Raw genomic sequence first — 26178 nt, 5'->3', positions numbered from 1 at the left:
TATCATGAAAACATTACATAAGATTCATATATTGGCGATTGCTATTTTTAGTATTCTTGCGCAATCTTGTACGAATTTAGATGAGAAGATTTATTCGACAATTCCTGCGGATGAATTTTTTAAGAATGAGGATGAAATGATAATGAATGTAGGAAGGGCATATACTCATTTGACTTCTTATCTTAATCACTGGAATATCTGGGGTACATTAGTCATTACATCAGATGAAGGTCTGTGCCCTTACCGTGAAACAAATTTATGGTGGGATAATGGGGTATGGATAGATTTGCACCGACATAATTTCCATTCTCAATCTGGTAATTTGAATAATTGTTGGAGTTTTATTTTTGATGGGGTGACTCTCTGTAATCAGATTCTATACCAGATGGAAGAATCGGAGGTTGATTTTCCGACAAAGAAAAATCTGGTGGCTGAGGTGAAAATATTGCGGGCTTGGCTTTACTTGAATGCTATCGATATGTATGGAAATGTCCCTTTGGCAATTGATTTCAAAGAAAAAGAATTACCGGATCAAGTAGGACGGCCTGCTTTGTTTGAATTCATAGAATCAGAGATTAAAGGGAATATCGATTTGTTGGATGAGGTCCCGGCGGCTAACAATTATGGACGTGTGACACAGGCTATGGCTTATACAATGTTATCAAAACTTTATTTAAACGCAAAAGAATGGATTGGAAAAGAGATGTGGAGAGAGACTTCTGATGCGTGCGATAAAGTAATAGGGTTTGGTAAATTGTCGTTAGAGCCTAATTACTTTTCTAACTTCAAGGTGAATAATGAAGATTCTAAAGAAAACATATTTGTGGTAGCTGTTGATAATATTTATACACCCTCGGCGATGATTTTTCATCAAATGTGTTTACATACGCTGAGCCAGCAGACTTTTGGTATCGTCGACTTTTGTTGGGATGGATTCTGTGCGATGGAAAGTCATTATAAATTATATACGGATCAAGATGTACGAAAGAAATCTTGGTTAGAAGGGCCTCAATTTGATTCATCAGGAAATCCTTTAATGTTAGGACCTAATCGTCAGCTAACTTATCGTCCTCAAGTAAAGGCTTTATATAATGAATATGATCCTGCATTATTAGATGATGGAGTTCGTTTTGCGAAATATGAATATGAATCAGGCTTAATGAATGGAATGAACAATGATTATGCTTTTTATCGTTATGCGGATATTTTATTGATGAAAGGGGAAGCTTTAGTCCGTTTAGGTCGAGCTTCAGAGGCTTTATCATATTTTAATGAGGTAAGAGCAAGAGCTGGGGCTCCATTATATCAAGAAAAAGATTTAACTTTGGAGGAAATCTTAAATGAACGGAGTAGAGAGTTAGCATGGGAAGGTTGTCGTCGTCAGGATCTGATTCGTTTTGGTAAATGGAATGATGCATGGTATGAGAAAGAGGCGAAGGGTGATTTTACGAAACTATTTCCTATTCCGTATTGGGCGATTGATACGAATGTGAAGTTAAAACAGAATCCCGGTTATTAATTAAATAATTAAGATATGAGTGAAAGAAACTTGCGGAAACATAACATATTGGTAGTTGGAAGTAGTAATACTGATATGGTAATAAAAACAAACCATCTCCCCCGGCCGGGGGAGACTGTGTTAGGTGGAACATTTTTTATGAATCCCGGGGGGAAAGGTGCGAATCAAGCAGTTGCCATTGCGAGATTGGGAGGAGAAGTTTCATTTATTTGTAAAACAGGTAGTGACATATTTGGACATCAGTCTCAGCAATTATTTGAAGAAGAAGGCATAGATACTTCTTATATTTTCTCAGATTCAAAGAATCCTTCCGGTGTAGCGTTGATTACGGTAGATGCCCATGCTGAGAATTGTATTGTTGTGGCTTCTGGGGCAAATGCGAATTTACTGCCAACAGATTTAGCGAAGGCAGAGGAAGCTATAGAACAAGCCGAGTTGATATTAATGCAGTTAGAAATACCGATGGATACTGTTGAGTTTGTCGCAAAGACAGCTTGGAAGAAAAATAAGCGAGTAATACTAAATCCGGCTCCAGCTCAACCTTTGTCGGCTGCGTTACTCCGCCATCTGTATATGATTACCCCGAATGAGACAGAGGCGGAGATGATCTCCGGCGTGAAGATTACGGATGAGGTTTCCGCAGAGAAGGCTGCGCGAGTTATAATGGAGATGGGAGTACAGAACGTAATCATTACTTTAGGTTCAAAAGGAGCTTTGATTTACTGTGATTCCATGGTAGATATGGTTCCTGCGATAAAAGTGGAAGCCGTTGATACTACTGCGGCCGGGGATATTTTCAACGGTGCTTTAACGGTTGCTTTGGCCGAGGGGCGGGATTTAAGGGAAGCCGTGAGATTCGCTTGCAAAGCTTCCGCCATTTCCGTGACTCGTGTGGGAGCGCAATCTTCCGCTCCTTATCGAAATGAGGTAGATATCTTTGATTAATCTAAAAAACAATCTAATATTATGAAACAAACAGTATTTGCGATGATAGCGGCTGCCTCTTTATTTATAGGGGCGATCTCATGTTCCCAACAACCCTCGGCAAAGGATCAAACGACGGTTCCCGCTGAGTTTACGATTAGTAAAGAAAAGTTGATGGATAAGATTAAGGGAGGTTGGGCCGGACAAACCATAGGCTGTACGTATGGCGGTCCGACGGAGTTCAAATATAACGGAACGATGATTCAGGAATACGTACCGATCGTATGGCCGGACGGGTATATCAAATGGTGGTACGAGAATGTTCCCGGATTATACGATGATGTTTATATGGACCTTACGTTCGTAGATGTCTTTGACCGGTTGGGATTGGATGCTCCTGTAGACTCATTCGCCATGGCGTTCGCTACGGCTGGATATACGTTGTGGCATGCTAACCAGTCGGCACGTTATAATATTTTACAAGGGATCATGCCGCCGGCATCCGGTCATTGGCTGAATAACCCGCATGCGGATGATCTTGATTATCAGATCGAGGCGGACTATGCCGGACTGATGTCGCCGGGTATGCCGAATACGGCTTCCGAGATTTCTGATAAGATCGGGCATATCATGAATTATGGAGATGGTTGGTACGGCGGTGTGTATGTCGGGGCGATGTATTCGTTATCGTTTATCTCGGATGATATCGAGTTTATCGTGACCGAGGCATTGAAGACGATACCGGAGCAAAGTATCTATTATAAATGTATGAGCGATGTGATCCGCTGGCATAAGGAATATCCGGACGATTGGAAACGCACTTGGTTTGAATGTGAGAAGAAATGGAGCTCGGATATTGGTTGTCCGGATGGTGTTTTTGTTCCGTTCAATATTGATGCCGTGATCAATAGCGCATACATTCTTATCGGCTTGCTTTATGGTGAGGGAGATTTCTATAAAACATTGGATATCTCTACCCGTTGCGGACAAGACTCGGATTGCAACCCAGCCTCCGCGGGTGGTATCTTAGGAACAATCCTTGGTTATAGCCATATACCGGATTATTGGATGAAGAACTTGAGAGAAGTGGAGAATATGGATTTTGCCTATACGACCATCTCATTGAATAAGACTTACCAAATGGGCTTCGATCAAGCGTTGCAAGTGATAGAGCGCAACGGCGGTTCCGTTTCAGGTGACGAGGTGACGATCAAATGCCAGCAACCTGTAGCCGTTCGTTACGAGAAGGCTTTCGAGGGTATGTATCCGATAGAGAAAGTGGCGGTTAATAAGAATTTGCCCGATGTAGGAGAACTGCCTTTTGAGGGAACAGGCGCCGTATTCAAAGGCTTTGTGAACGCTAAAGATGATAAATACGTAGCGAGAGTAGAGATGTACCTAGATGGGGAGCTGGTTGAGACGGCGAACCTTCCGGCATCCTATACGACTCGTAGGAACGACCTGTTCTGGAAGTATCAGCTGCCCAAGGGAAAACATACGGCTACGTTTAAATGGCTAAATCCACGTAATGATGTCTCCGTTCATTTCAGCGAGATACTGATTTACTCGGATGCTCCGAAAGAGATTGTTCACCAATAAATTATAAAGATTATGAAGAAATCATTGTTTCTGATGGGCTTATTTGCCTTGTTGATTTCCTGTAAGGGAAATGTGTCGAAAAATATTCCTCAAACCGATAAGCCTCAACCGGTAAATCTTATTCTAGATACTGATTTAGGTCCGGACTATGATGATGTGGGCGCTATGGCCTTGATGCATGCCTTGGCGGATAGCGGTCAGGTAAATATCCTTGCGACTCTTTCCTCCAACCATGATGAGCGGGTGGTACCTTGCATTGAGGTGTTGAATACTTATTTCAACCGTCCGGACATACCGGTAGGGGCACCAAAGAGCGAACCGGGGGCCTCCTTGACTACTTGGCATAAAACGAAGTGGACTGACGAGTTACCCGCTAACTATCCGCATCATACGGCGAAGACTTCCGACGCTCCGGATGCTCTGAAGGTGTACCGTAAGATTCTGAGCGAACAACCGGATACCAGCGTTGTTATTTGTACGATTGGTTTCTTCTCTAATTTAAGGGACTTGCTTCAATCGGGAGCTGATGAATATAGCGATCTCTCCGGAAAGGAATTAGTCGCCAAGAAAGTGAAACGTTTGGTTTCTATGGCGGGCCTGTTTCCGGAAGGAAAAGAATTTAATGTGTATTGCGATGTCCCTGCCTCTAAAGTCGTAGCGGATGAATGGCCTACAGAGATTGTCTTTAGCGGTTTTGAGATCGGGAACGTAATCTTGACCGGAAAGAAACTGGTGCAAATGAACGTGGAGAACAGTCCTGTAAAAGATGCGTATGCCCTTTGTTTCGCGGAGGGAGACCCGGAAGGGCGCATGAGCTGGGATCATACGGCGGTATTGGTCGCTATAAAAGGTTATGAGCCTTATTTCGATGTAGAGCGAGGTACCTTTCATGTCGTAGATGATGAGGGGACTAACAATTGGGTGGCAAATCCCAATGGCCGTGATCTTCGTTTGATCGAGAAGATGCCGCCTACGGAGGTCGCTTCCTTGATAGAGAATTATATGATGCATCAACCATCTATTAAATAGTATTTTATGTATATCGTACAAGATTATTCTTTAGCTGTCATATTCTGTGTCGTTACGATGCTTTGTTGGGGATCGTGGGGGAATACGCAGAAATTAGCCTCCAAGACTTGGAGATATGAGTTCTTCTATTGGGACTACGTGATTGGTGTCTTGCTCTTTTCTCTGATTTCCGGCTTTACCTTGGGCAGCATCGGGACGGAAGGACGCAGTTTCCTGCCGGATTTGGCGCAAGCGAATCTCGCTAGTTTAGGGAGTGCCTTTTTGGGCGGTATTATTTTTAATGCTGCCAATATCTTGTTGTCTGCGGCGATCGCCATTTGCGGATTGTCGGTCGCTTTTCCGGTAGGGATCGGATTGGCCTTGGTGCTAGGCGTATTGGTTAACTATTTTGGGGCGGCGAAGGGGGAACCGACTTATATCTTTATCGGTGTAGCCTTAATCACGATCGCCATCATCTTGAACGGCCTGGCTTATAAGAAAGCCTTGGTCGGTACCAAGAAAGTATCGGGGAAGGGGATCCTTATATCGGTTGTGGCCGGCGTGATCATGGCCTTTTTCTATCGTTTTGTCGCCGCTTCCATGGATATGGAGAATTTCGCTTCTCCGGCACCCGGGAAGTTGACGCCTTATACCGCCGTATTTGTTTTTGCCATAGGAGTATTTGTTAGTAATTTCTTATTTAACACATTGGCAATGAAACATCCGGTGGAAGGTAAGCCTGTCTCCATATCCGGTTATTTTAAGGGAGATATGAGTACGCATCTCGTGGGTGTATTGGGGGGTGTTATCTGGTGTATCGGTCAATCTTTCAGTATGATAGCGTCAGAGAAAGCGGGAGCGGCTATATCTTACGGATTGGGGCAAGGAGCCACGCTAGTCTCCGCTTTATGGGGCATCCTTATCTGGAAAGAGTTCAAGGGAGCGCCAGCCATTTCCAATCGTCTGAATGTCGGGATGTTTATTTTATTCGTGATCGGACTTGGGTTCTTAATTTATGCGGGAGCTTAAATAACGTTATTTTTATTTATTCCGGAAAAAACATTACCTTTGTTCTTGTTTCTTGTTTATGGGAGTTTAATAACGAAAAAAGACGATCTATGAAAGAAGAAGGTGATGTATTCAAAAAGTTCCGTGATTCCTTCAGCAGGATGGAGGGACATTTCCATATACTAGAACAGCGTGTGCCGGTTGAACTTCAGATGGAGTATTTCAAATACTCGGAAAACGTACGGAAGGAAAACCGGCCTCCCCGTCCCTTATCGGAGGATGAGTGCGAGACCCTGTACAACACTTTGTTGACGGAGGAAACCACGGACAAGACCGAGAAGAGATATTTGTTATCTCAATTGGCTACCTCGAAATCCGTCCGTGCGTACCGATTGTTGGAGGAATACACCCAGCATCCGGACCCGGAAGTGACAGATTGGGCCTACATGGCTTTGATGGAGTCTCGTATCTCTTTAGAGTCCGATTTCTCCGACGAGAAACAAATTTATATCTCGACCGGCTTGGGAGGAAAAGGGGAGAAGCTGCGTTTCTATGTCTTGATGACGTCTAAAGGCAAGAAACCTTTCCAAGAATATCAGCGGCAGACAATCGAGCGGGAGTTCGCTTATTATCTGCCGAAAACGGACTGCGAGATCGAGCGTTTGACGATCGGTGAGCAGTATGTGGAGCTGGTGTTCTTGATCCCGGTACGTACGGATATAAAAGCCACGTTGGACCGGGTGATCAATGAATGTAACCAATACGGCGATTTCCTCTCGAATGTTTTCACGATCACGAATGTCAAGGAATTGACACCCGAGGAGATTTCCGAGATTATAAGTAAGAATGGAGACGATTAAGCAAGCTATTAAGTATGGTGTAGTCGGGTTGAGCAATACCTTGATAACGATGATTGTTATCTGGGTGATGATGAAACTCTTCGGATGCCGGGAAGGTTTATCTAACTTAACGGGATATGTGGCAGGCATATTAAACAGTTTCATCTGGAACAAGCAATGGACTTTCAAGGGAAGTTCCACCGGATGGACGAAAGGGGCGGTTCGGTTCACGATCGCTTTCATTATTTGTTATGCCTTACAGTACGGATTGGTACTGATCTTGAATTCCCGACTTACGATCGATCATTACTACAACCACTTGATTGGAATGGCTTTCTATACGGTGATTAATTTTTTAGTAAATAAGTTTTATACCTTTAAAGCTTAAAAGGCATGAAGAAGTTAGCGGTTATAGTCCCGTGTTATAACGAGGAAGCCGTGATCGAGGAATCGTATCGGCGTACGAAAGAGGTCTTGGTAAAGTTGCCGAACCCTACGGAGATTATCTATATAAATGATGGCAGTCAGGATAAGACACGTTCTTTGTTGGATCATATAGCCGCTACCGATCCTCATGTGAAGGTGATTCACTTCTCCCGGAATTTCGGTCATCAACCGGCGGTAACGGCGGGTATCAATAACTGTGACGCTGATTTGGCGATTATCATCGACGCCGATATGCAGGATCCGCCGGAATTGATTCCGGATCTGCTGGAAGTGCAGGAGAGAGAGGATGCCAACGTGGTTTATTGCGTCCGTAAGTCACGGGAAGGGGAGAGTCTTTTCAAGCTGTTCACCTCCAAGGCTTTTTACCGGGTGATGAATTATATGAGCGAGGTCCATTTCCCGCTGGATACAGGAGATTTCCGTTTAGTGGACCGGAAGGTGATGAATGAGTTCGACCGTTTTAAGGAACGGGGAAAATATATCCGTGGCTTGATAAGCTGGGTGGGCTTCCACCAAGTGCCGTTTTATTATGAGCGTGAGGCGCGTATCGCCGGCGAGACGAAATATCCGATTAGTAAGATGCTGAAATTTGCGTCGACGGCAATGCTTTATTTCTCGAAGAAGCCGTTGCGTTTGGCGACGAGTCTCGGGTTTATATCCGTATTGGTCGGTATAATCTTGGCGGTTTGGTTCACGTTGGGCAAGATCTATGGTTTTAGTAACGCCGAGGTTGGCTGGACTTCTATCATGACTTCCATTATCTTCTTTGGAGGTGTGCAGCTATTGACGGTCGGCGTGTTAGGGCAATATGTCGGTATCCTCTTTGACGAGATCAAGGCCCGTCCCGAATACATTATTGACGAGAAGAAAAACTATTAAAAAACATCGGAGGCGAAATAAGCCGTTTTTCTATGATCTGAATTCTGTTCCATGATAAATGTCTTTTCATGATATACTCGTGAATGTAACATAAACAATTCGATATCCGGATAGTTTATACATAGAAGAGATTAATAAAACTTATGTGTCATGAAGTATAGAATAGAGAAAGATACCTTAGGTGAGGTGGAAGTGCCGGTGGACGTTTATTATGGGCCGCAAACACAACGGAGCGTGAATAATTTCAAGATCGCCACCGATATTAGCCGGATGCCCAAAGAGGTGATAGAGGCGTTCGCTTACTTGAAAAAAGGAGCGGCTTTGGCTAATAAAGACGCCGGCGTCTTGTCTCCGGAGAAATGCGAGTTGATCGGTAAGGTATGCGACGAGATCTTGGCGGGTAAATTAAATGACTCCTTCCCCTTGATCGTATGGCAAACGGGGAGCGGGACCCAGACGAATATGAATGTCAATGAGGTGATCGCCAACCGGGCACATGTGCTGAGCGGAGGAAAGCTAACGGATAAGGAGAAAGTGCTGCTTCCGAACGATGACGTGAATAAATCGCAATCCTCCAATGATACGTTTCCTTCCGCTATGCATATTGCCGCCTATAAGGTGACTGCGGAGGTGACGATACCGGGATTGGAGAGTCTGTATCGTGCGTTGGCGCTAAAAAGTGAGGAGTTCATGAAGATCGTGAAGATCGGGAGGACTCATTTTATGGATGCCACTCCATTGACATTGGGGCAAGAGTTCAGTGGCTATGCGGCTCAATTGGAATATGGTATACGGAAAGTAAAGGATTCCCTGTCGCATATCTCCGAGTTGGCTTTAGGAGGTACGGCGGTTGGGACTGGTATTAACGCCCCAGTCAATTATGACGAGTGTGTCGCTAAGAAGATATCAGAGTTGACTGGGCTTCCTTTTGTAACCGCTCCGAATAAATTCGAGGCCCTAGCTACCCATGATGCCTTGGTTGAGGCGCATGGAGCCTTGAAATCCGTAGCGGTCAGCTTAATGAAGATTGCGAACGATATACGAATGTTGGGCTCAGGTCCTCGTGCCGGTATCGGTGAGATCCATTTGCCGGAGAACGAGCCGGGTTCCTCCATCATGCCGGGAAAGGTGAATCCTACGCAATGCGAGTCATTGACGATGATCGCCGCTCAAGTAATGGGTAACGACGTGACAATCTCGATAGCTGGCTCCAACGGGCAGTTCGAGTTGAACGTATTTAAGCCGGTGATTATCTCGAACTTCTTGCAAAGCGCCCGCTTGATTGGTGACGGTTGCCTGAATTTCAGTGAACGTTGCGTAAAAGGCATTACCCCGGTGAACGAAAACATCAAACGCCATCTGGATAGCTCCTTAATGCTGGTTACCGCCTTGAATCCGAAAATAGGATATTACAAGGCCGCCGCTATCGCCCAGAAAGCCTATCAAGAAAATAAGACTTTGCGGGAGGCGGCTATCGAGTCCGGTTATGTGACCGCCGAGGAGTTTGATCGTTGGGTAGACCCGTCCAAGATGGTAGGAAAGATTGAGTAGTGTCAAAACTGCTACATCTTCTCCCAAAAATGAAACAAAGAGTTAAGATGATAATGGATATTTTTGTACCGTTATCATTTTAATTCTTTGTATTATGAAGAGCACACGATGTATTTTGTCTATAATCTTAGGGTTGCTGGCCGGATGGCTACCTCTGGGTGCGGTTACCGTATTGAAGAACCTACAGGTTGAGTATCAAACCAATCCACTGGGAATTGATGTCAGTCAGCCACGTTTTAACTGGCAGATGGAGTCCGATCGCTATGGGGCCTGTGGGCAGGCTTATCGGTTATGGGTGGCCGATAGTCCGGAGCAATTGGCTGCCGGGCGTTATATCTATGATTCGGGAAAGGTTCTTTCCGGGGAATCGGTCGGCGTAGTTTATCAAGGAAAAGCATTGCAACCTTCCACTCGCTATTATTGGAAAGTTTCCGTATGGGATGAATCGGGAACGGAAATTACCTCCACCGAGCCTGCGTGGTTCGAGACCGGTCTTCTGGGTTCCGGATGGAGTGGCGCCCGTTGGATCGGCTCGTCGGAGACACAACTCTCCAAATATCGCTCGCATTATGTGATCGACTATGATGTGCGGGTTGCCGAGGGTAATGATAAAGCCGTATTTGTCTTTGGGTCGAGGGACGCTGATAATTATGTGTCTGCTGAACTGGACTTGAATGGTTCGGGGGACGCCCGTTTCATTTTACGTCATACCACAGATGGAAAAACGAGGCAAGATGCGGCGGAAAGTCTGGCTTCTATCATCCCAGCCTCGGATAAGCATAAGGTGCATCATATCCGGTTGAAGGTGACGACGGCCCAATATGCCTTGAAATATTTCGTGGATATAGAGATCGATGGAAAGACCTTGGTGAATTCCTCTTTGACTCCCGAGGAGAAAGAACGGAAGAGCCGTGGTGATTTCTGGGGAGGCAAGGAAGGGGCTTTCACCGTGTATCCTTATCCGGATGGAGAGTTGGTTTATCATTGCCGTTTGTACGCGATCGGTTTCCTGCAACCTAAAGGGCAGACCGCTACATTCTCCAACTTGTGTATCAGCGAGGATACGTGGAATACGCTTCTGTACAATCCTGCCGAGACTTATGTGGAGAAAGGGGAGGGAAAGCTCAATGTCTGGTATCCGGGCGAGAACGTATCCGCTCCCATGCTCCGGAAAGCGATAAAGATAGAGAAACCGGTCAAGAGCGCCCGTTTATATGCTACCGCTAGGGGCATCTATGAGTTCTCGGTGAACGGGCGGAAGGTTGGAAAGGATTATCTGAATCCGGGTTGGACGGATTACCGTTACCGTATCATGTATAATACGTATGATATAACGAGTTTGCTACGACCGGGCGATAATGGTATCGGGGCGATGTTGGGTGCCGGATGGTGGAGCGAGCATAGCGGTTTCCTTACCGGTTGGCAGGATCAATACGGAACCCGCCAGTCCTTATTGGGAAAGATCGTGATCGAGTATGCCGACGGTACTCGTGAGACGATCGTTACGAATGATAGCTGGAAATGTTATGACCGGGGACCGATCACTTTTAACGGCCTTCAGAATGGAGAGGAATACGATGCCCGGAAAGAGGTGAACGGCTGGGATGCTCCGGGTTTTGATGACTCGTCATGGAAACCGGCGACCTTATTTGCCGCTCCTCCGGTAAATGTGGAGATCCAAGGATATGTAGGCAGCCCGATACAAAATAATGTGACCCTGACCGCTCAGTCCGTGGTAGAGCCTATTCCCGGCGTCTATGTCTATGATATGGGGCAGAATATGGTCGGTGTTCCCCGTCTGACTTTCAAGGGAAAGGCCGGACAGGAAATCACGATCCGTTTCGGGGAGATGAATTATCCGGAAACGATCCCTACCGAACCTGTCGCCCCGTACACGATCGCGATGTATAAGGAGAAGAAAGGGCAAGTCTATACGGATAATTACCGGAGCGCCCTTTCCACGGATCGTTATATCTTGAAAGGGGATGCGGCGGGTGAGACGTATGAGCCTCGCTTTACGTTCCATGGTTTCCGTTATGTGGAGATTCACGGGTTGGACAAGCCGTTACCCGTGGAGGCGGTGAAAGGGATCGTGCTGGAATCTATCGGTGCGCGGACGAGCGGTTATGAGACGTCGGACGAGCGTGTCAACCGTTTGTTTAATAATATCATCTGGGGCCAACGGGGTAATTTCTTGTCGGTTCCGACAGATTGCCCGCAACGGGATGAGCGTATGGGCTGGACAGGGGATGCGCAGGTATTTGCCCGTACGGCTACTTATAATATGAATGTCGATCCGTTTTACACCCGTTGGCTCTACTCGGTCCGGGATAATCAAGGAGATGACGGTAGTTACGCGAACTATATACCCGTAGTCGGTTTCCCTCCACACGGCGCGGAGGATGGCGGAGGTGCCATGGGATGGATGGAAGCCGGCGTGATCGTACCGTGGCAAATGTATCAACAATACGGAGACGTGCGTATTCTGGAACAGCATTACGCTTCCATGGTCGCTTATATGGATTATTTGGAGCGTCGTGCCGTACGCTATGTACAGCCCTTCGGTGGTTTCGGCGATTGGCTGGCTATCGAGCCGACGAATTCCATGTTGACGAACACCGCTTACTCCGCCTACGACGCTTTGATTATGGAGCAGGTAGCGAAACGTTTAGGGAAGGACGCGGACCAAAGGCGTTTCCGTACTTTCTACGAGAACGTGAAGAGGTCTTTTAACGACCTGTTTGTAAACGAGGAAGGACGCACGTTCGCCCCGACGGTGGAATCTATCTTTGGTAAGGACTCGCAAGTAGGTATGTGGTCCGGAACGGCGGCTACCGAGGCGAAAATCGTAGATACGCAGACCTCATACGTGGTTCCTCTCCAGTTTGATCTGTTCAATGAGAAAAACAAACCCTTGGCGATCCGGCATCTGGTAGAGAATATCAAGAAACATAATTATACGCTTACCACTGGCTTTATCGGTACGCCTTACCTGAATTTGGTATTATCCGACAATGGTTATGACGATGTCGCCTATAAGCTGTTTGAGCAAACCGCCTATCCTTCATGGCTGTATCCTGTCCTGCAAGGCGCTACCACGATTTGGGAACGTTGGAATTCCTACACGTTGGTAAATGGCTTCGCCCCTGTGGATATGAACTCTTTCAACCATTATTCGTATGGCGCTATCGAGGAGTGGATGATAGCTTATACCTTGGGTATCCAGCGGGATGAGGAACAACCCGCCTATAAGCACATCATCCTTCAACCCCGTATCGGCGGAACCTTCTCGTTCATCCGGGGTCATTACGATTCCGCCTATGGCCGTATCGAGAGTGGATGGCAAATCCAAAAGAAGGGCTATATATACGAGGCGACCATTCCCGCTAATACGACGGCTACCTTATATCTGCCCGCCAAATCGGAGAAGTCCGTTCGTATGGAGAAAGGGCAGGAGGGGATCACGCCCGTGGGATTGAAGGATGGGAAGGCTGTGTACCGATTGGGATCGGGGAGCTACCGGATATACGTGGATTGAATATTTCCCAAATATCCCGCCCGCGTCGGGTGCGCGGTCGAATCTTGGAGAAATGCGGGACCTCGCGCCGGGTGCGCGGTCGAATCTTGGAAAAATACGGGGCTCGCGTCGGGTGTGCGGTCGAATCTTGGAGAAATATTGGACCTCGCGCCGGGTGCGTGGTCGAATCTTGGAGAAATACGGGGCTTACATCGGGTGCGCGGTCGAATCTTGGAGAAATGCGACGCTTCTCACCCGGTGTAAGGTCAGATTTTGTAAAAACGATAGTGCCCGGCCTTATTAAAATCTGTACATTCGCGCAAAAATAAATAAGAACATTGTTCATGATTGTTTAATTCTAATTAGATCAAGCGAGAATGTCAATACGAAAATCGGATCGCATTATCAGCGTGGAGCACGTATCGAAGTATTTCGGCGAGAAGGCCGTGCTGAATGATGTAAATTTACAGGTCCGCAAGGGCGAGTTTGTAACCATTTTGGGGCCTTCCGGTTGCGGAAAGACTACCCTGTTGCGTTTGATAGCCGGCTTCCAGACGGCCTCCGAGGGCGTTATCACGATGTCCGGGAAGGAGATTACGCAGACGCCGCCGCATAAACGTCCCGTAAATACGGTATTCCAGAAATATGCTTTATTTCCACATCTGAATGTGTACAATAATATCGCCTTTGGCCTGAAGCTGAAGAAACTTCCTTCCGCCACGATCGAGAAGAAAGTGAAACAGGCGTTGAAAATGGTAGGGTTGACAGACTATGAGGATCGGGATGTCGATTCCCTTTCCGGTGGCCAGCAGCAACGGGTGGCGATCGCTCGCGCTATCGTGAATGAGCCGGAGGTGTTATTGCTGGATGAGCCGTTGGCGGCCTTGGACTTGAAGATGCGCAAGGATATGCAAATGGAATTGAAAGAGATGCATAAGTCCTTAGGCATTACGTTCGTGTACGTGACCCACGACCAAGAGGAAGCGCTGACGCTGAGCGACACGATCGTTGTCATGAGCGAGGGAAAGATCCAGCAAATCGGTACCCCGATCGATATTTATAACGAGCCGGTCAATTCGTTCGTCGCTGATTTCATCGGTGAGAGTAACATCTTGAACGGGACGATGATCAAGGATAGGCAAGTCTCTTTCGCCGGTCATGAGTTCGAGTGCGTGGATGAGGGATTCGGGGAGCAAATGCCGGTAGATGTCGTGTTGCGCCCCGAGGATATTTACATCTTCGAGCCGTCGGAGGCGGCGATGTTGACGGGTACGGTAACCTCCTCCATCTTTAAGGGTGTGCATTATGAGATGATGGTGCAAACCCCGAACGGATACGAGTTCATGGTACAGGATTACCACTGTTTCGAGGCAGGTAGCGAGGTCGGGCTTCTTATCAAGCCTTTCGATATCCATGTAATGAAGAAAGAGCGTATTTGCAATACCTTCGAGGGAAAGCTTATCGACGCTACGCATGTGGAATTCCTAGGCTGTACGTTCGAATGTAAGGAAGTAACCGATATAGAGCCAAATACGCCTGTGAAAGTCGAGATCGATTTTAAAGATGTGATCTTGGAGGATAACGAGGAAGACGGTCGCTTGACCGGAGAAGTAAAATTTATCCTCTACAAAGGCAACCATTATCATCTGACCGTGTTTACAGATTGGGACGAGGACATCTTTGTCGATACCAACGATGTATGGGATGATGGAGATCATGTCGGCATAACGATCGCCCCGGATAAAATTCGAATTATTCATGCTTAAAAAGGGAAGGAAGTGATCAATACGTTTTCTGCATTTTTTATGAGACGAAGGAACTGGACCATTCCTTATGTCCTGTTCTTGGCCATCTTTGTCGTGATACCGCTCCTCTTGATCGTGTATTACGCCTTTACGAATGACGAAGGGATGTTTACCTTCGCCAATTTCCGTAAGTTTATGATCCATCCCGAGGCGATAAACACCTTCGTGTATTCAGTCGGGATCGCTTTGATAACGACCATTCTTTGTCTGCTGCTGGGATATCCGGCCGCTTGGATATTGAGCCAAGCCCGATTTAATACTTCCCGTACGATGGTCGTTTTGTTTATCCTTCCGATGTGGGTCAATATCTTGATCCGTACGTTGGCTACCGTGGCTTTGTTCGATTTCTTGAATTTCCCGCTGGGAGAGGGGGCCTTGATCTTTGGCATGGTGTACAACTTCCTGCCCTTTATGATCTACCCGATTTATAATACGCTCCAGAAAATGGATCACAGCTTGATAGAGGCGGCGCAAGACTTGGGGGCGAATCCGTCGCAGGTATTTATCAAGGCCGTATTCCCACTATCGATGCCGGGAGTGATGAGCGGTATCATGATGGTGTTTATGCCGACCATCTCTACGTTTGCCATCGCCGAATTGTTGACGATGAACAATATCAAGCTCTTCGGTACGACCATACAGGAGAATATCAATAACGGTATGTGGAACTACGGGGCGGCGCTTTCTCTTATCATGTTGTTATTAATCGGAATCACGGGATTGTTCAGCAATGAGAGCAGTGATTCGGCGAATGAGGGAGGGCTTATCTGATGGTGAAATATTTAGCTAAGGGATATCTATGGGCTTTGTTATTATTGCTCTACTCGCCGATCTTGATTATCATGATCTTCTCATTTACGGAGGCGAAAGTACTGGGTAACTGGACCGGGTTCTCCACGAAATTATATAGCTCTCTTTTTGCCGGCAACGTACAACATTCGTTGGTCAGCGCACTTTGGAATACGTTCGCTATCGCCATGATAGCCGCTACGGTATCTACCTTGTTGGGGAGCGTAGCCGCTATCGGGATCTTTAATTTGAAGGCAAGGGCCCGCAATGCCGTGAGTTTTGTCAATAACATCCCGATGTTGAATCCGGATATCATTACCGGTATTTCCTTGTTCCTGTTGTTTGTCAGCTTAGGGATCTCTCAAGGTTTGACGACGGTCGTGCTGGCGCATATCACGTTCTGTACGCCGTATGTGGTATTAAGCGTCATGCCCCGCTTGAAACAAATGAACCAGAATATCTACGAGGCGGCGTTGGATTTGGGGGCGACTCCGTTTCAGGCCTTGCGGAAGGTGATCTTCCCGGAAATCCGTCCGGGTATGATCAGTGGCTTTATCCTTGCCTTCACGCTATCTATCGACGATTTCGCCGTGACCATATTTACGATTGGTAATGAGGGCTTGGAAACCCTTTCCACCTTTATCTACGCGGATGCCCGGAAAGGAGGTTTGACCCCGGAACTGCGTCCCCTCTCAACGATTATATTCGTAACCGTGTTAGTATTGTTGATTGTTATAAATAAACGTGCTGAGAAAGCGAAGCGAGCGTAAATGAAAATGAAGAAATTTATATCGATTCTGTCTGTTTTGGCCCTGCTTATGGGGCTGTTCACTTCTTGCGGGCGCTCGGACGAGGAGAGAAGCAAGATCTTGAAGATTTATAACTGGGGAGATTATATCGACGAGGACGTCCTGACGGATTTCCCGAAATGGTATAAGGAACAGACGGGTGAGGAAGTCCGGATTATCTATCAGGTCTTTGATATCAACGAGATCATGTTGACCAAGATCGAGCGGGGACATGAGGATTTCGACTTGATTTGCCCTTCGGAGTATATCCTTGAGCGCATGCTGCGGAAAAATCTCTTGCTACCGATCGACCGTAATTTCGGGAAGACACCGGATTATATCGACAATGTCTCTCCCTATATCCAAGAGGAACTGAATAAGTTAAGTCAGCCGGGCCGTAAGACTACCGACTACGTGGTTCCTTATATGTGGGGAACCGCCGGCCTGTTGTATAATAAAGCCGATGTCTCGAGGGACGAGGTAATGTCGTGGAAATGCCTTTGGGACCCTCGTTTCAGGAATAAGATCTTGATGAAGGATAGTTATCGTGACGCTTATGGAACCGCTATCATATACGCCCATGCGAGGGAATTGGCGAATGGTACGATCACGGTGGAGCAATTGATGAACGATAGCTCCCCGGAAATGATCGCTATCGCCGAGGAATACTTAAAGAAAATGAAACCGAATATCGCCGGTTGGGAGGCCGATTTCGGTAAGGAGATGATGACGAAAGGAAAGGCGTGGCTGAATTTCACTTGGAGCGGCGACGCGGTCTGGGCCATGGAAGAGGCGAGTGCCGTAGGCGTAGATCTGGGGTATGAGGTTCCTTTGGAGGGTAGTAATATCTGGTACGATGGTTGGGCGATCCCTAAATACGCTCGCAACGTGAAGGCGGCCAGTTATTTTATGGACTATCTATGCCGTCCGGACATCGTCTGCCGTAATATGGAAGTGACCGGATATGTCAGCACCGTGGCCACCCCGGAAATATTGGCGGAAAAGATCGATACGACGCAGACCGAGTTCTCGGACGTAAGTTATTTCTTCGGACCGGGAGCGGAGCGTGTCCAGATAGACCCGGCTCAATATCCGGACCGGAAGGTCGTGGAACGTTGTGCCATGATCCGTGATTTCGGGAACGAGACGGAGGTGGTTCTGGAAATGTGGAGCCGGGTAAAAGGTGACAATCTTAACTCTTGGATTGTTATATTGATATTCGCTGTTTTCGGCTTGTTGTTTGTCTGGGTCGTTTACAAGCGGATCAATCGTTATCAACAGAAAAGACGACATCGTAGACGTCGTAGCTGGTATAAAAAGAAATGATATGGAAGGCATAAAGAACTTGATTATAGACTTGGGCGGTGTGCTTATTAACTTGACTCGCAACCGTTGTATCGAGGCTTTCGAGAATCTGGGCGTGGAGAATATCCGGGAACAGATCACGAATAACTATCAACATAAGGACTTGTTTGAGCGATTAGAGTTGGGAACGATTTCGGTGGAACAGTTTCGCGATGATATTCGTGCCTTATCGGGAAAGCCCCTGACGGACGAACAAATCGACACGGCATGGATCGCCATGTTGGGAGACGTCCCGGAAAATAAGTTGCGTCTGCTATTGGAGCTTCGTGAACGCTATAATACGATGCTTCTGAGCAATACGAACGAGCTTCATTGGAAATGGTCCGAAGATACCTATTTCTCTTATCAAGGTCTTTGTGCCCAAGATTTCTTCCATAAGATTTACCTCTCTTACGAATTGCATATGCTGAAGCCGAACGCGGATATTTTTGAGTACGTACTGAAGGACTCGAATCTTTTAGCCGAGGAGACTATGCTGATTGATGACGCTTCCGTGAATTGCCGGGCGGCTGAATTATTGGGAATGAAGTCCTATATGCCGCAGCAAAGGGAGGATTGGTCGCATCTATTCAAATGAAGGCCAGTCATTGTTTGGTCCCGGCCTAAATGTCTTTAACCTTTAGGATATTATACGAGGTACCAAGATCATACACATCATTCCCGTCTACTTTCTTGATGTACTTTACGACACGGATGGTGACGGGAAGGATGATAACCTCGTACAAGGATTTAAGTACCGCCTGCGTCCCGATCATGATAAGCAATTCTCCGGCCGGGATCAATCCTGCGAAGGCGATCGGAAAAAAGATCAGGGAATCGGCGCTCTCACCGATAAGGGTAGACACGATCGCTCGTAACGAGAAATTCTTTCCGTTGGAGGCGATTTTCATTTTGCTCATCACATAGGCGTTCAGGAAAGAACCGGCCAAAAACGCTATCAAGCTGGCGACCGCTATACGTGGGGCCATCCCGAAGACGAAATTGAAACCTTCCTCCCCCTCCCAGAAAGGGGCGGCCGGTAATAATACCGCCAATTGCGCAAAAGCGATCACTAGGAAATTAGAGGCGAAGCCACTCCAGATAATTAGCCGTGCCTTCTTGAATCCCCACACTTCCGCTATACAATCATTGATGATATACGAGATCGGGAATACGATCAAACCTGCGGTAGCCGTTATACCGCCTACTTGCACTACTTTTGTCTCTAAAAGATTGGACGCTACAAGGCATATATTAAAAAGTATACCTAGCAGCATGAAAGGTACTGTAACTGTTTTTTGCATGTCTTCTTGTTTTTAACGAGGTTTATCAAGCACTCGGGACGCGAAGGTACGAAAATTCTCATTAAAAACGATGGGTATAGCAGATACCGATCGCATGGCGGTAATTCACGGGATCGTCTACATTAAATATATGGTAGCGATAATAGAGTTGGAGGTTATTGTTCGGGTTTAGTTGGTAATTACTTCCTGTGGAGAAACGGATCTTATCGGACCGCATCTTATTTCGCGTATCATTGAAGACCTCGGTGTAGGCAAAAGGACAGAAACCACTCTTGCCGATCTTATAGGAGAGGGTCAGCATCGAACGCAGATAATTCTTGGGATGTTCGGCGTGAACCTTATAGGTACTTTGAAAACGTTCCCGGACAGAGAGGGTAAAACGTCCGGCCGAATAAGTCCCCGTAGCATAGAGATAATATCGGTTTCGCAACTCGTCGGATGCCTTGTATCGTGCTAGAGACATATATCCGCTTCCTGCCAGAAGATATTTATTAAACTTGTAGTTTACCTCAACGGTGGTGAGGAACCATTCCGCTTCCTTAAAGTCATCTCTCGGACGGATGTCCTCTTCTACAAGAAAGGATAAATGCTTATAGATTTTTCCGCATAGGCTCGCCTTGAAATACACACCTGCGCCTTCCATTCCGTATAGGGATGAAGTACATCCTATTATAAAAAATAGGATCAGATAAATAGATCGTTTTGTATATGATGTGTTTTTCATGTAGAGTGACTTCCGTATGCAAAAGTAGTGTTTTTGGATGTAATACCAACGCCTCAGGATATTATATCCGATTTTTCTTATATTTGTCTCCTATTAACTATCAAATTCGAATACATGGAAAACATATCAAGAAGAACGGCTATCAAGACATTTTTAGCTGGAGGCGTGGCTTTGGCGACTACAGGTATTGAGGCGGCAGCCGCCGCGAAAAAGAAAACAGACGTGAAGGAAACCTTGAAAGGAAATGTCCGCCATTCCGTAAGTAAATGGTGTTTCGGCGATTATAAGCTGGACGAGTTCTGTGAGATCTGCAAGCATATAGGGATTGAATCCGTTGAGTTGCTGGACCCGGTAGATTGGCCGATCGTACAAAAACATGGCTTGACGGTGGCGATGGCGCAAGGGGCCGGGCTTGGAATAGATCGAGGTTTCAATGATCCGGCCTTGCATGACGAGTTGGTCGCCAGTTATGAGAAGGTGATCCCGATGGTGGCGGACGCTGGATTGACAAACTTGATTTGCTTCTCCGGCAGACGTAATGGCGTAACGGACTTGCAAGGCTGGGAGAACTGCGAGAAGGGGTTGAAGCGCCTTATCCCGTTAGCGGAGAAACATAAGGTCGTCTTGACTATGGAGCTTTTGAACAGTGTCGGCCATAAGGATTATCTGTGCGATCATACGGTTTGGGGGGCGGAGCTTTGTCGCCGTATCGGTTCCCCTAATTTTAAGTTACTATATGATATTTATCATATGCAGATCATGGAGGGGAATATCATCGAGAATATCCGGAAATATAATCAATACTTCTCCCATGTCCATACCGGAGGTAGCCCGGGACGTGCGGAAATCGACGAGACGCAGGAACTTTATTATCCGGCTATCATCAAGGCTCTTATGGAGACAGGCTATAAAGGCTTCGTTGGGCAGGAGTTCGTCCCCGCCCAAGAAGACAAGATCGCTTCCTTGGAGAAGTGTATCCGTATCTGTGATGTATAGGGCTATTTAGTAATAACTTACAGTGCCAAGCCGGTGCCGTTATAGTGGCACGGCTGTGCCACCAGCGTGGCTTCGTTGTGCCATCGCTATGGCATCATCGTGCCATCGCCGTGGCATTATCGTGCCATAAGGGTGGCACGACTATAATACTAGAATGACAAAGACCTTGAATTTATTTTCTCCAGCCATGTTACGTTTTCTTTTCTCGATTGTCATTAAGATAGAATGGAACAAGAACAGTTTAAAAAAGAGATATTGCCTTTGCGGGAGAAACTATTCCTTTACGCGAGAAGGCTGCTTGATAACCCGGAGGATGCCGAGGATATCATGCAGGAAGTCTTTTTGAAACTGTGGTATATGCGTGGCGAGTTAGACTATTATAATAATGTAATGGCCTTGTCCGTACAAATCACAAAGCACCTTTGCCTGAATCGGATGAAAGTTCGTGAACGCACGGAAGGTGAGGCGGGCGAACAATTCTTTATCTGCGATGCCTCCACGCCTTATACCCAGCTGGAACAAAAAGACAGTTTGGAGCATGTAATGCGGCTTATCAATAAACTACCGGGACTTCAACAGACCATTCTTCGCATGAAACACGTGGATGGTTTCGAGGTAGAGGAAATCGCCGGGTTGACCGGAAGTACCCCCGAGGCGGTACGTATGAATCTTTCCCGTGCCCGTAAACGGGTGAGAGATCAATTCTTTAAAATGCAGACGTTATGAAAACAGAGGAATACAAGTCTATAGAGGATTTATTAGACCGCTTCTTCGAGGGTCAGACCTCGAACGAGGAGGAGCGAGTGTTGTATGAGTTCTTCGCCCGTCCGGATATTCCCGCCCATCTGGAACGTTATCGGGAGGTATTCGGATATTTCGAGAGTGGCATTGCCTTGGATTTTAGCGAGACTCCGGAATTGAGGCTACCCGCTAAGGAAATTTCTTATAAACGAAAAATAGGATGGGCAATCGCAGTTTGCGTGGCGGCTTCTCTTTTGTTGTTTTTGGTGAATACGGTCTTTATGAATCAAAATGCTTCTTTTAACCCTTATGAGGGAAGCTACATCGTGCGCAATGGTGTCGTAATGACAGATATAAAGAAGATACAACCCGAATTGGAGGTCATATCCCGAGCGGCGGAAGCGATGGAGAAGAATGCGGATCAGCTCTTAAGAAATGCGGATGAAATAGCTTATTTGCCGGAAAGGATGAATAAGCGATTCGAGAAGAAACGGGAGACTCTACTGAGGAATATTCCGGATACTCAGGTACGTAAGGAGGTTTATAAGATGTTGGAATTGGATAAATAGTAAATTAACTAATAAACAAAAGAAGTTATGAAAGCAAGTAAATGTTTTTGGGTGGCATTATGCCTTTTGGTGGGAAGTTTCAGTACAGAGTTATGGGCACAGAAGAATTTGGAGGCTGTCGTGCAGAAATGTAAAGCGGATAAGACGATCGATAAAAGCGTAGTAACGAATAAAGATCCGAAAACTAAAAAGGTATATAAGATAGTCTCTTCTTTCGTCGTGGAGGGCCACGCCGCATTACAACAAGAAATTAAATCCGCTTTTGAGCGGGATAAGGAAGAGGCTTATCAAGTGATCGAGAATGAGAACGATGGGGTGGTTAGTTGGTTTATCCGTTTTTCGAAGGGTAAAAATACAGTTTCTTATTCTATAAATGTTGATGAGGAGGAGCTTCTCTTGACAGTCATTGAGAACTTCGACATGCCGGAGGAAAAAGATATAGAGATAAGATCAAGTAGTGACATGTAGGTTTTACTATGTAGATAAGTCAACAATAGCACCTCTCATCTGTGAAGCTGGGAGGTGTTTTTTTATGTCGAGATATTGGATAGTAGTGTCTAAATTTTGTACACCACTGTCAAATAATTGGACAGTCTGTTTTGGAAAGTAAAATAGTACTTGTTTGAGAATTAAATATTTAGTTAGTTTGGCACACTATTTGAATTAGATATGGTAAATTAAATAGTTAGATAACAATTAAAACAAATACAGTCATGATTAAGATCGAAGGTTTAAGTAAGTTTTTCCGTACGGAAGAGGTTGAGACAATTGCGTTGAATAAGGTTTCTTTGGAGGTAAAAGATGGCGAGTTCGTCGCTGTCATGGGACCTTCCGGTTGCGGTAAGTCTACGTTGTTGAATATTCTGGGTTTGCTGGATAATCCTTCCGAGGGAAATTATTACTTGGGCGACCAAGAGGTAGGACACTTGAAAGAGAAAGAGCGTACGCAGGTCCGTAAGGGAAACATCGGTTTCGTGTTCCAGAGCTTCAACTTGATAGACGAGTTGAACGTTTTTGAGAACGTGGAGCTGCCGTTGACTTATCTAAAGATCAAGGCGTCGGAGCGTAAGCAGATGGTAACGGATATCTTGAAGCGGATGAATATCAGCCACCGTGCGGCTCACTTCCCTCAGCAACTCTCCGGAGGTCAGCAGCAGCGTGTGGCGATCGCTCGTGCGGTAGTTTCCAACCCGAAGATAATCTTGGCCGATGAGCCAACGGGTAACTTGGATTCCAAGAACGGTGCCGAGGTTATGCAGCTGCTCACCGAGCTGAATAAGGAGGGAACGACAATCGTAATGGTGACGCACTCCAAGCACGACGCGGGTTTCGCCCACCGTGTGATCAATTTATTCGACGGTAGCGTTGTTTCTTCCGTTAGTGAATTTATTTAGTCAACATGACATAAACACATACACACAAGAGTTTTTTATAAGCTAATTGGCCTGTGAAGGTCGGTTAGCTTTCAATTTAACTTAAATACAAATCGATGAGACAGCTATATTATACAATCCGTTATTTACTTCGAGGCCGAGGGGGAAATGTGATCAAGGTTCTGTCCTTGACACTAGGACTTGGAGTGGGATTGATCCTGTTCGCTAGGGTCGCTTTTGAATTGAGCTTCGATACATTCTTTGACCAAGTGGAAGATTTGTATAGCGTGCATGTGCGATACAATGATGATAAAACGGGAGAGGAAGATGGGTCTCGTATCCTATTTGCCCCGATCCCGGAGGCTTTGCGGCAAGAGTTCCCCGAGATACAGTATGCGACGGTTTGCCGGAGAAGATACGGAGCCGTATTGTATCATGGTGAGGATCGGTTCAAGCCCCGTTTGATGATGGCGGATTCCCTCTTTTTCCGTACGATGGGAATCAAGGTGCTAAGAGGGGATGACCGTTTGTTGGGAATCGAAGATCAAGTTTTCTTATCGGAAAAAATGGCTGAACGTATATTTGGCAAGGAAGATCCGATCGGGAAACAACTGCTGTACGGAAAAAACTATCCTTATACGGTGGCCGGGATATTCCGTGACATACCGGAAAATAGTCATTTACGTTTTGACGCTGTCGCTTCTTTCATTAATATGAAAACCCAGTTCGGTGCCTATGCCGGTTGGGGTGCCGACGATAGTTATCTGGGCTATATCCGCCTGAAACCGGGTGTGTTCCCGGAACAAATCAATCAGAAAATACCGGCTTTATTGCCTAAATATATAGATGTAGAAAGAGAGAGGAAACAAGGTTTTGATATGGAGCTTTATATCAAGCCGGTCTCGGAGATATATACGCAAAGTACCGAGGTGAAGCGGATGGTGGTGATCATGAGCGTACTGGCTTTCGCTTTGTTATTCGTGGCGGCGATGAATTATATCTTGAACTCGGTATCTTCTCTGCCGATCCGGGCGAGATCCGTAGGAGTACACAAATGTAATGGAGCTTCCAGCAAGGACATTTTCAATATGTTCTTGTTTGAGACGGCGGCTTTATTTGTAGTGGCTCTTGTATGTATGGCATTGCTTTTATTCGCTTTCCGGGAATATGTTGCGGATATGGCGGCTGTTCCTACTTTGGGCACTTTATTGAATGCGCAGACTATATGGCTTCCTGCGATCATGATCTTGGCTATATTCATTTTGTCCGCCTTGCTACCGGCCCGTTTGTTCAGCGTTATCCCGGTTACCCAAGTATTCCGGGTATCTACTTCGGGTAAGCAGGGATGGAAGCGGAGTTTGCTCTTTATCCAGTTTGGGGGAATTGCGTTTGTCATTACATTATTGGTGATCGTGTTATTGCAATATGATCGGCTAATGAATAATGATTTAGGATATGATCCGGAAAATATAGTGTATGCCCCCTTGAATAATATGGATGATCAGAAAGCGGCCAAACTTACCGCCGAGTTCAAGAAGTTACCTTATGTCACGGCTACGGGGCTTTCGTCAATGGATATTCTAAGTGGTTATGGTGGTTTCCCTATTCTGGATAATGAGAAAAACTGGCTGTTCACGGCCCGACAGGTAAACTATGATGCCGATTATCTCTCTCTGATGAAAATCCCCTTGCTTGAGGGGCAACCACTAAAAGGTGACGGGGATATTTTAGTGAATGAGTCATTCGTGAGTAAACGTGGGTGGACGGATGCTGCGATCGGTAAATATATTTATGATGATGAGGGTAATTTAAAAGGAAAAATAGTGGGTGTAACCCGTGATTTCATGGTGAATTCCTTCTTCACTCCCCAGTTACCGGTCATCATGTTTGGTAGTGACCGGATGAGTTATTGTAACTTTACGGTTCGTGTCTCCGAGCTAACCCCGGAATATTTACGGGAAATGAATGATAAGATCGCGGAACTATTTCCGAATGAGGATGTCGGTTTTACGGTGTTGAAAACGATCATAGAGTCTCAGTATGAGGGAACCCGTCATTTCCGTGACGGCGTCTTTGTTGCCTCGATCGCTATCTTGCTGATCACCTTAATGGGATTATTAGGGTATATTACGGACGAGATGCACCGTAGGAGCAAGGAGATAGCGATTCGCAAGGTGAATGGAGCGACGGCCCCGAATATTTTACGTCTTTTATCTAAGGATGTTTTGATCACGGCTTTCCCGGCTATCCTTTTGGGAGTGATAGCCTCACGAGTCGTGGGAGAGAGCTGGTTGAGGCAATTCGCGGATAAGATACCGCTGACTGTTTTTATTTTCATATCTACGGCTCTACTGGTTCTAGCGATCATTTGGGGATGCGTGATCCTGAAATCTTGGAATATCGCCAATGAGAATCCGGTCCGTAGCATTAAGAACGAATAATATAACAGGTAAT

Annotated in this window: 23 protein-coding genes; 21 read left to right on the top strand and 2 right to left on the bottom strand. The window is 46.1% G+C overall.

Features of this window, described 5'->3' with window-relative positions; all coding sequences use genetic code 11:
• Positions 1 to 4: 4 nt before the first annotated feature.
• The 15 genes from ACESPU_RS06180 (at position 5) to ACESPU_RS06110 (ending at position 18615) form a co-directional block, all read left to right on the top strand.
• Positions 5 to 1519 (top strand): RagB/SusD family nutrient uptake outer membrane protein, encoded by a 1515-nt coding sequence (locus ACESPU_RS06180; RefSeq protein ID WP_022191894.1) that lies wholly within the window; start codon positions 5 to 7, stop codon positions 1517 to 1519.
• A gap of 15 nt (positions 1520 to 1534) precedes the next feature.
• Entirely contained in the window at positions 1535 to 2464 is a 930-nt protein-coding gene (gene rbsK, locus ACESPU_RS06175; RefSeq protein WP_008774263.1) for a ribokinase, read from the top strand.
• A gap of 21 nt (positions 2465 to 2485) precedes the next feature.
• Positions 2486 to 4042, top strand: coding sequence for an ADP-ribosylglycohydrolase family protein (locus ACESPU_RS06170; protein ID WP_005866369.1), 1557 nt, complete (start codon positions 2486 to 2488; stop codon positions 4040 to 4042).
• Between the two features lie 12 nt (positions 4043 to 4054).
• A complete protein-coding gene (locus ACESPU_RS06165) occupies positions 4055 to 5071 on the top strand; it encodes a nucleoside hydrolase (RefSeq protein ID WP_005866371.1) in 1017 nt (338 codons plus the stop codon).
• Between the two features lie 6 nt (positions 5072 to 5077).
• Positions 5078 to 6079: a GRP family sugar transporter gene (locus tag ACESPU_RS06160; RefSeq protein WP_005866373.1), complete on the top strand. Its 1002-nt coding sequence runs from the start codon at positions 5078 to 5080 to the stop codon at positions 6077 to 6079.
• Between the two features lie 89 nt (positions 6080 to 6168).
• On the top strand, positions 6169 to 6918 hold the full coding sequence (locus ACESPU_RS06155) for a hypothetical protein (RefSeq protein WP_005866375.1): 750 nt from the start codon (positions 6169 to 6171) through the stop codon (positions 6916 to 6918).
• Positions 6905 to 7285, top strand: coding sequence for a GtrA family protein (locus ACESPU_RS06150; protein ID WP_005858065.1), 381 nt, complete (start codon positions 6905 to 6907; stop codon positions 7283 to 7285). The genes ACESPU_RS06155 and ACESPU_RS06150 overlap by 14 nt, the downstream gene beginning before the upstream one ends.
• 5 nt (positions 7286 to 7290) lie before the next feature.
• Complete coding sequence (locus ACESPU_RS06145) at positions 7291 to 8223, top strand: glycosyltransferase family 2 protein (protein WP_005866377.1); 933 nt, start codon at positions 7291 to 7293, stop codon at positions 8221 to 8223.
• Between the two features lie 150 nt (positions 8224 to 8373).
• Positions 8374 to 9774 (top strand): class II fumarate hydratase, encoded by a 1401-nt coding sequence (gene fumC / locus ACESPU_RS06140; RefSeq protein ID WP_048927809.1) that lies wholly within the window; start codon positions 8374 to 8376, stop codon positions 9772 to 9774.
• 94 nt (positions 9775 to 9868) lie between these two features.
• Positions 9869 to 13312 (top strand): family 78 glycoside hydrolase catalytic domain, encoded by a 3444-nt coding sequence (locus ACESPU_RS06135; protein ID WP_373133210.1) that lies wholly within the window; start codon positions 9869 to 9871, stop codon positions 13310 to 13312.
• Positions 13313 to 13668: 356 nt separating this feature from the next.
• Positions 13669 to 15057, top strand: a complete 1389-nt coding sequence (gene potA / locus ACESPU_RS06130; protein WP_005858057.1) for a polyamine ABC transporter ATP-binding protein — start codon at positions 13669 to 13671, stop codon at positions 15055 to 15057.
• Positions 15058 to 15069: 12 nt separating this feature from the next.
• On the top strand, positions 15070 to 15867 hold the full coding sequence (locus tag ACESPU_RS06125) for an ABC transporter permease (protein WP_005858055.1): 798 nt from the start codon (positions 15070 to 15072) through the stop codon (positions 15865 to 15867).
• The gene (locus tag ACESPU_RS06120; protein WP_005858053.1) at positions 15867 to 16655 is read left to right on the top strand and encodes an ABC transporter permease; all 789 of its coding nucleotides are present in this window, start codon (positions 15867 to 15869) and stop codon (positions 16653 to 16655) included. The genes ACESPU_RS06125 and ACESPU_RS06120 overlap by 1 nt, the downstream gene beginning before the upstream one ends.
• A gap of 6 nt (positions 16656 to 16661) precedes the next feature.
• Positions 16662 to 17999, top strand: a complete 1338-nt coding sequence (locus ACESPU_RS06115; protein ID WP_122380352.1) for an ABC transporter substrate-binding protein — start codon at positions 16662 to 16664, stop codon at positions 17997 to 17999.
• Position 18000: 1 nt separating this feature from the next.
• A complete protein-coding gene (locus ACESPU_RS06110) occupies positions 18001 to 18615 on the top strand; it encodes an HAD family phosphatase (RefSeq protein WP_005858049.1) in 615 nt (204 codons plus the stop codon).
• 25 nt (positions 18616 to 18640) lie between these two features.
• Here the strand turns inward: ACESPU_RS06110 and ACESPU_RS06105 are convergent, their stop codons facing one another.
• Together ACESPU_RS06105 and ACESPU_RS06100 are read right to left on the bottom strand one after the other, a co-directional pair.
• Positions 18641 to 19321, bottom strand: a complete 681-nt coding sequence (locus ACESPU_RS06105; protein ID WP_005858047.1) for a queuosine precursor transporter — start codon at positions 19319 to 19321, stop codon at positions 18641 to 18643.
• A gap of 61 nt (positions 19322 to 19382) precedes the next feature.
• A complete protein-coding gene (locus ACESPU_RS06100) occupies positions 19383 to 20045 on the bottom strand; it encodes a DUF2490 domain-containing protein (protein ID WP_008774273.1) in 663 nt (220 codons plus the stop codon).
• Positions 20046 to 20159: 114 nt separating this feature from the next.
• On the opposite strand from ACESPU_RS06100, the gene ACESPU_RS06095 reads away from it, so the two are divergent.
• The 6 genes from ACESPU_RS06095 (at position 20160) to ACESPU_RS06070 (ending at position 26165) form a co-directional block, all read left to right on the top strand.
• Positions 20160 to 21041 carry a hydroxypyruvate isomerase family protein gene (locus ACESPU_RS06095; RefSeq protein ID WP_122144118.1) on the top strand — a complete coding sequence of 294 codons (882 nt, stop codon included), beginning with the start codon at positions 20160 to 20162 and terminating at the stop codon, positions 21039 to 21041.
• A gap of 225 nt (positions 21042 to 21266) precedes the next feature.
• Positions 21267 to 21767, top strand: coding sequence for an RNA polymerase sigma factor (locus ACESPU_RS06090; protein WP_009274955.1), 501 nt, complete (start codon positions 21267 to 21269; stop codon positions 21765 to 21767).
• Entirely contained in the window at positions 21764 to 22351 is a 588-nt protein-coding gene (locus ACESPU_RS06085) for a hypothetical protein (protein ID WP_373133209.1), read from the top strand. Before ACESPU_RS06090 ends, ACESPU_RS06085 begins: the two co-directional genes overlap by 4 nt.
• A gap of 27 nt (positions 22352 to 22378) precedes the next feature.
• Complete coding sequence (locus ACESPU_RS06080; protein WP_057325878.1) at positions 22379 to 22819, top strand: DUF5024 domain-containing protein; 441 nt, start codon at positions 22379 to 22381, stop codon at positions 22817 to 22819.
• A 245-nt stretch (positions 22820 to 23064) separates the two neighbouring features.
• Positions 23065 to 23745 (top strand): ABC transporter ATP-binding protein, encoded by a 681-nt coding sequence (locus ACESPU_RS06075; RefSeq protein WP_005858035.1) that lies wholly within the window; start codon positions 23065 to 23067, stop codon positions 23743 to 23745.
• 95 nt (positions 23746 to 23840) lie between these two features.
• A complete protein-coding gene (locus ACESPU_RS06070) occupies positions 23841 to 26165 on the top strand; it encodes an ABC transporter permease (RefSeq protein WP_057325877.1) in 2325 nt (774 codons plus the stop codon).
• Positions 26166 to 26178 lie beyond the last annotated feature (13 nt).

The organism is Parabacteroides sp. 20_3 (assembly GCF_964238835.1).
Taxonomy (GTDB): domain Bacteria; phylum Bacteroidota; class Bacteroidia; order Bacteroidales; family Tannerellaceae; genus Parabacteroides; species Parabacteroides distasonis.
The sequence above is the reverse complement of the archived record's forward strand: the minus strand, read 5'-3'. Positions and strand labels throughout refer to the sequence as shown.

Bases quoted from the DNA above. Each gene is read 5' to 3' on its own strand.
- ACESPU_RS06180 (WP_022191894.1), top strand. From the start codon at position 5: ATGAAAACATTACATAAGATTCATATATTGGCGATTGCTATTTTTAGT.
- rbsK (WP_008774263.1), top strand. From the start codon at position 1,535: ATGAGTGAAAGAAACTTGCGGAAACATAACATATTGGTAGTTGGAAGT.
- ACESPU_RS06170 (WP_005866369.1), top strand. From the start codon at position 2,486: ATGAAACAAACAGTATTTGCGATGATAGCGGCTGCCTCTTTATTTATA.
- ACESPU_RS06165 (WP_005866371.1), top strand. From the start codon at position 4,055: ATGAAGAAATCATTGTTTCTGATGGGCTTATTTGCCTTGTTGATTTCC.
- ACESPU_RS06160 (WP_005866373.1), top strand. From the start codon at position 5,078: ATGTATATCGTACAAGATTATTCTTTAGCTGTCATATTCTGTGTCGTT.
- ACESPU_RS06155 (WP_005866375.1), top strand. From the start codon at position 6,169: ATGAAAGAAGAAGGTGATGTATTCAAAAAGTTCCGTGATTCCTTCAGC.
- ACESPU_RS06150 (WP_005858065.1), top strand. From the start codon at position 6,905: ATGGAGACGATTAAGCAAGCTATTAAGTATGGTGTAGTCGGGTTGAGC.
- ACESPU_RS06145 (WP_005866377.1), top strand. From the start codon at position 7,291: ATGAAGAAGTTAGCGGTTATAGTCCCGTGTTATAACGAGGAAGCCGTG.
- fumC (WP_048927809.1), top strand. From the start codon at position 8,374: ATGAAGTATAGAATAGAGAAAGATACCTTAGGTGAGGTGGAAGTGCCG.
- ACESPU_RS06135 (WP_373133210.1), top strand. From the start codon at position 9,869: ATGAAGAGCACACGATGTATTTTGTCTATAATCTTAGGGTTGCTGGCC.
- potA (WP_005858057.1), top strand. From the start codon at position 13,669: ATGTCAATACGAAAATCGGATCGCATTATCAGCGTGGAGCACGTATCG.
- ACESPU_RS06120 (WP_005858053.1), top strand. From the start codon at position 15,867: ATGGTGAAATATTTAGCTAAGGGATATCTATGGGCTTTGTTATTATTG.
- ACESPU_RS06115 (WP_122380352.1), top strand. From the start codon at position 16,662: ATGAAGAAATTTATATCGATTCTGTCTGTTTTGGCCCTGCTTATGGGG.
- ACESPU_RS06110 (WP_005858049.1), top strand. From the start codon at position 18,001: ATGGAAGGCATAAAGAACTTGATTATAGACTTGGGCGGTGTGCTTATT.
- ACESPU_RS06105 (WP_005858047.1), bottom strand. From the start codon at position 19,321: ATGCAAAAAACAGTTACAGTACCTTTCATGCTGCTAGGTATACTTTTT.
- ACESPU_RS06100 (WP_008774273.1), bottom strand. From the start codon at position 20,045: ATGAAAAACACATCATATACAAAACGATCTATTTATCTGATCCTATTT.
- ACESPU_RS06095 (WP_122144118.1), top strand. From the start codon at position 20,160: ATGGAAAACATATCAAGAAGAACGGCTATCAAGACATTTTTAGCTGGA.
- ACESPU_RS06090 (WP_009274955.1), top strand. From the start codon at position 21,267: ATGGAACAAGAACAGTTTAAAAAAGAGATATTGCCTTTGCGGGAGAAA.
- ACESPU_RS06085 (WP_373133209.1), top strand. From the start codon at position 21,764: ATGAAAACAGAGGAATACAAGTCTATAGAGGATTTATTAGACCGCTTC.
- ACESPU_RS06080 (WP_057325878.1), top strand. From the start codon at position 22,379: ATGAAAGCAAGTAAATGTTTTTGGGTGGCATTATGCCTTTTGGTGGGA.
- ACESPU_RS06075 (WP_005858035.1), top strand. From the start codon at position 23,065: ATGATTAAGATCGAAGGTTTAAGTAAGTTTTTCCGTACGGAAGAGGTT.
- ACESPU_RS06070 (WP_057325877.1), top strand. From the start codon at position 23,841: ATGAGACAGCTATATTATACAATCCGTTATTTACTTCGAGGCCGAGGG.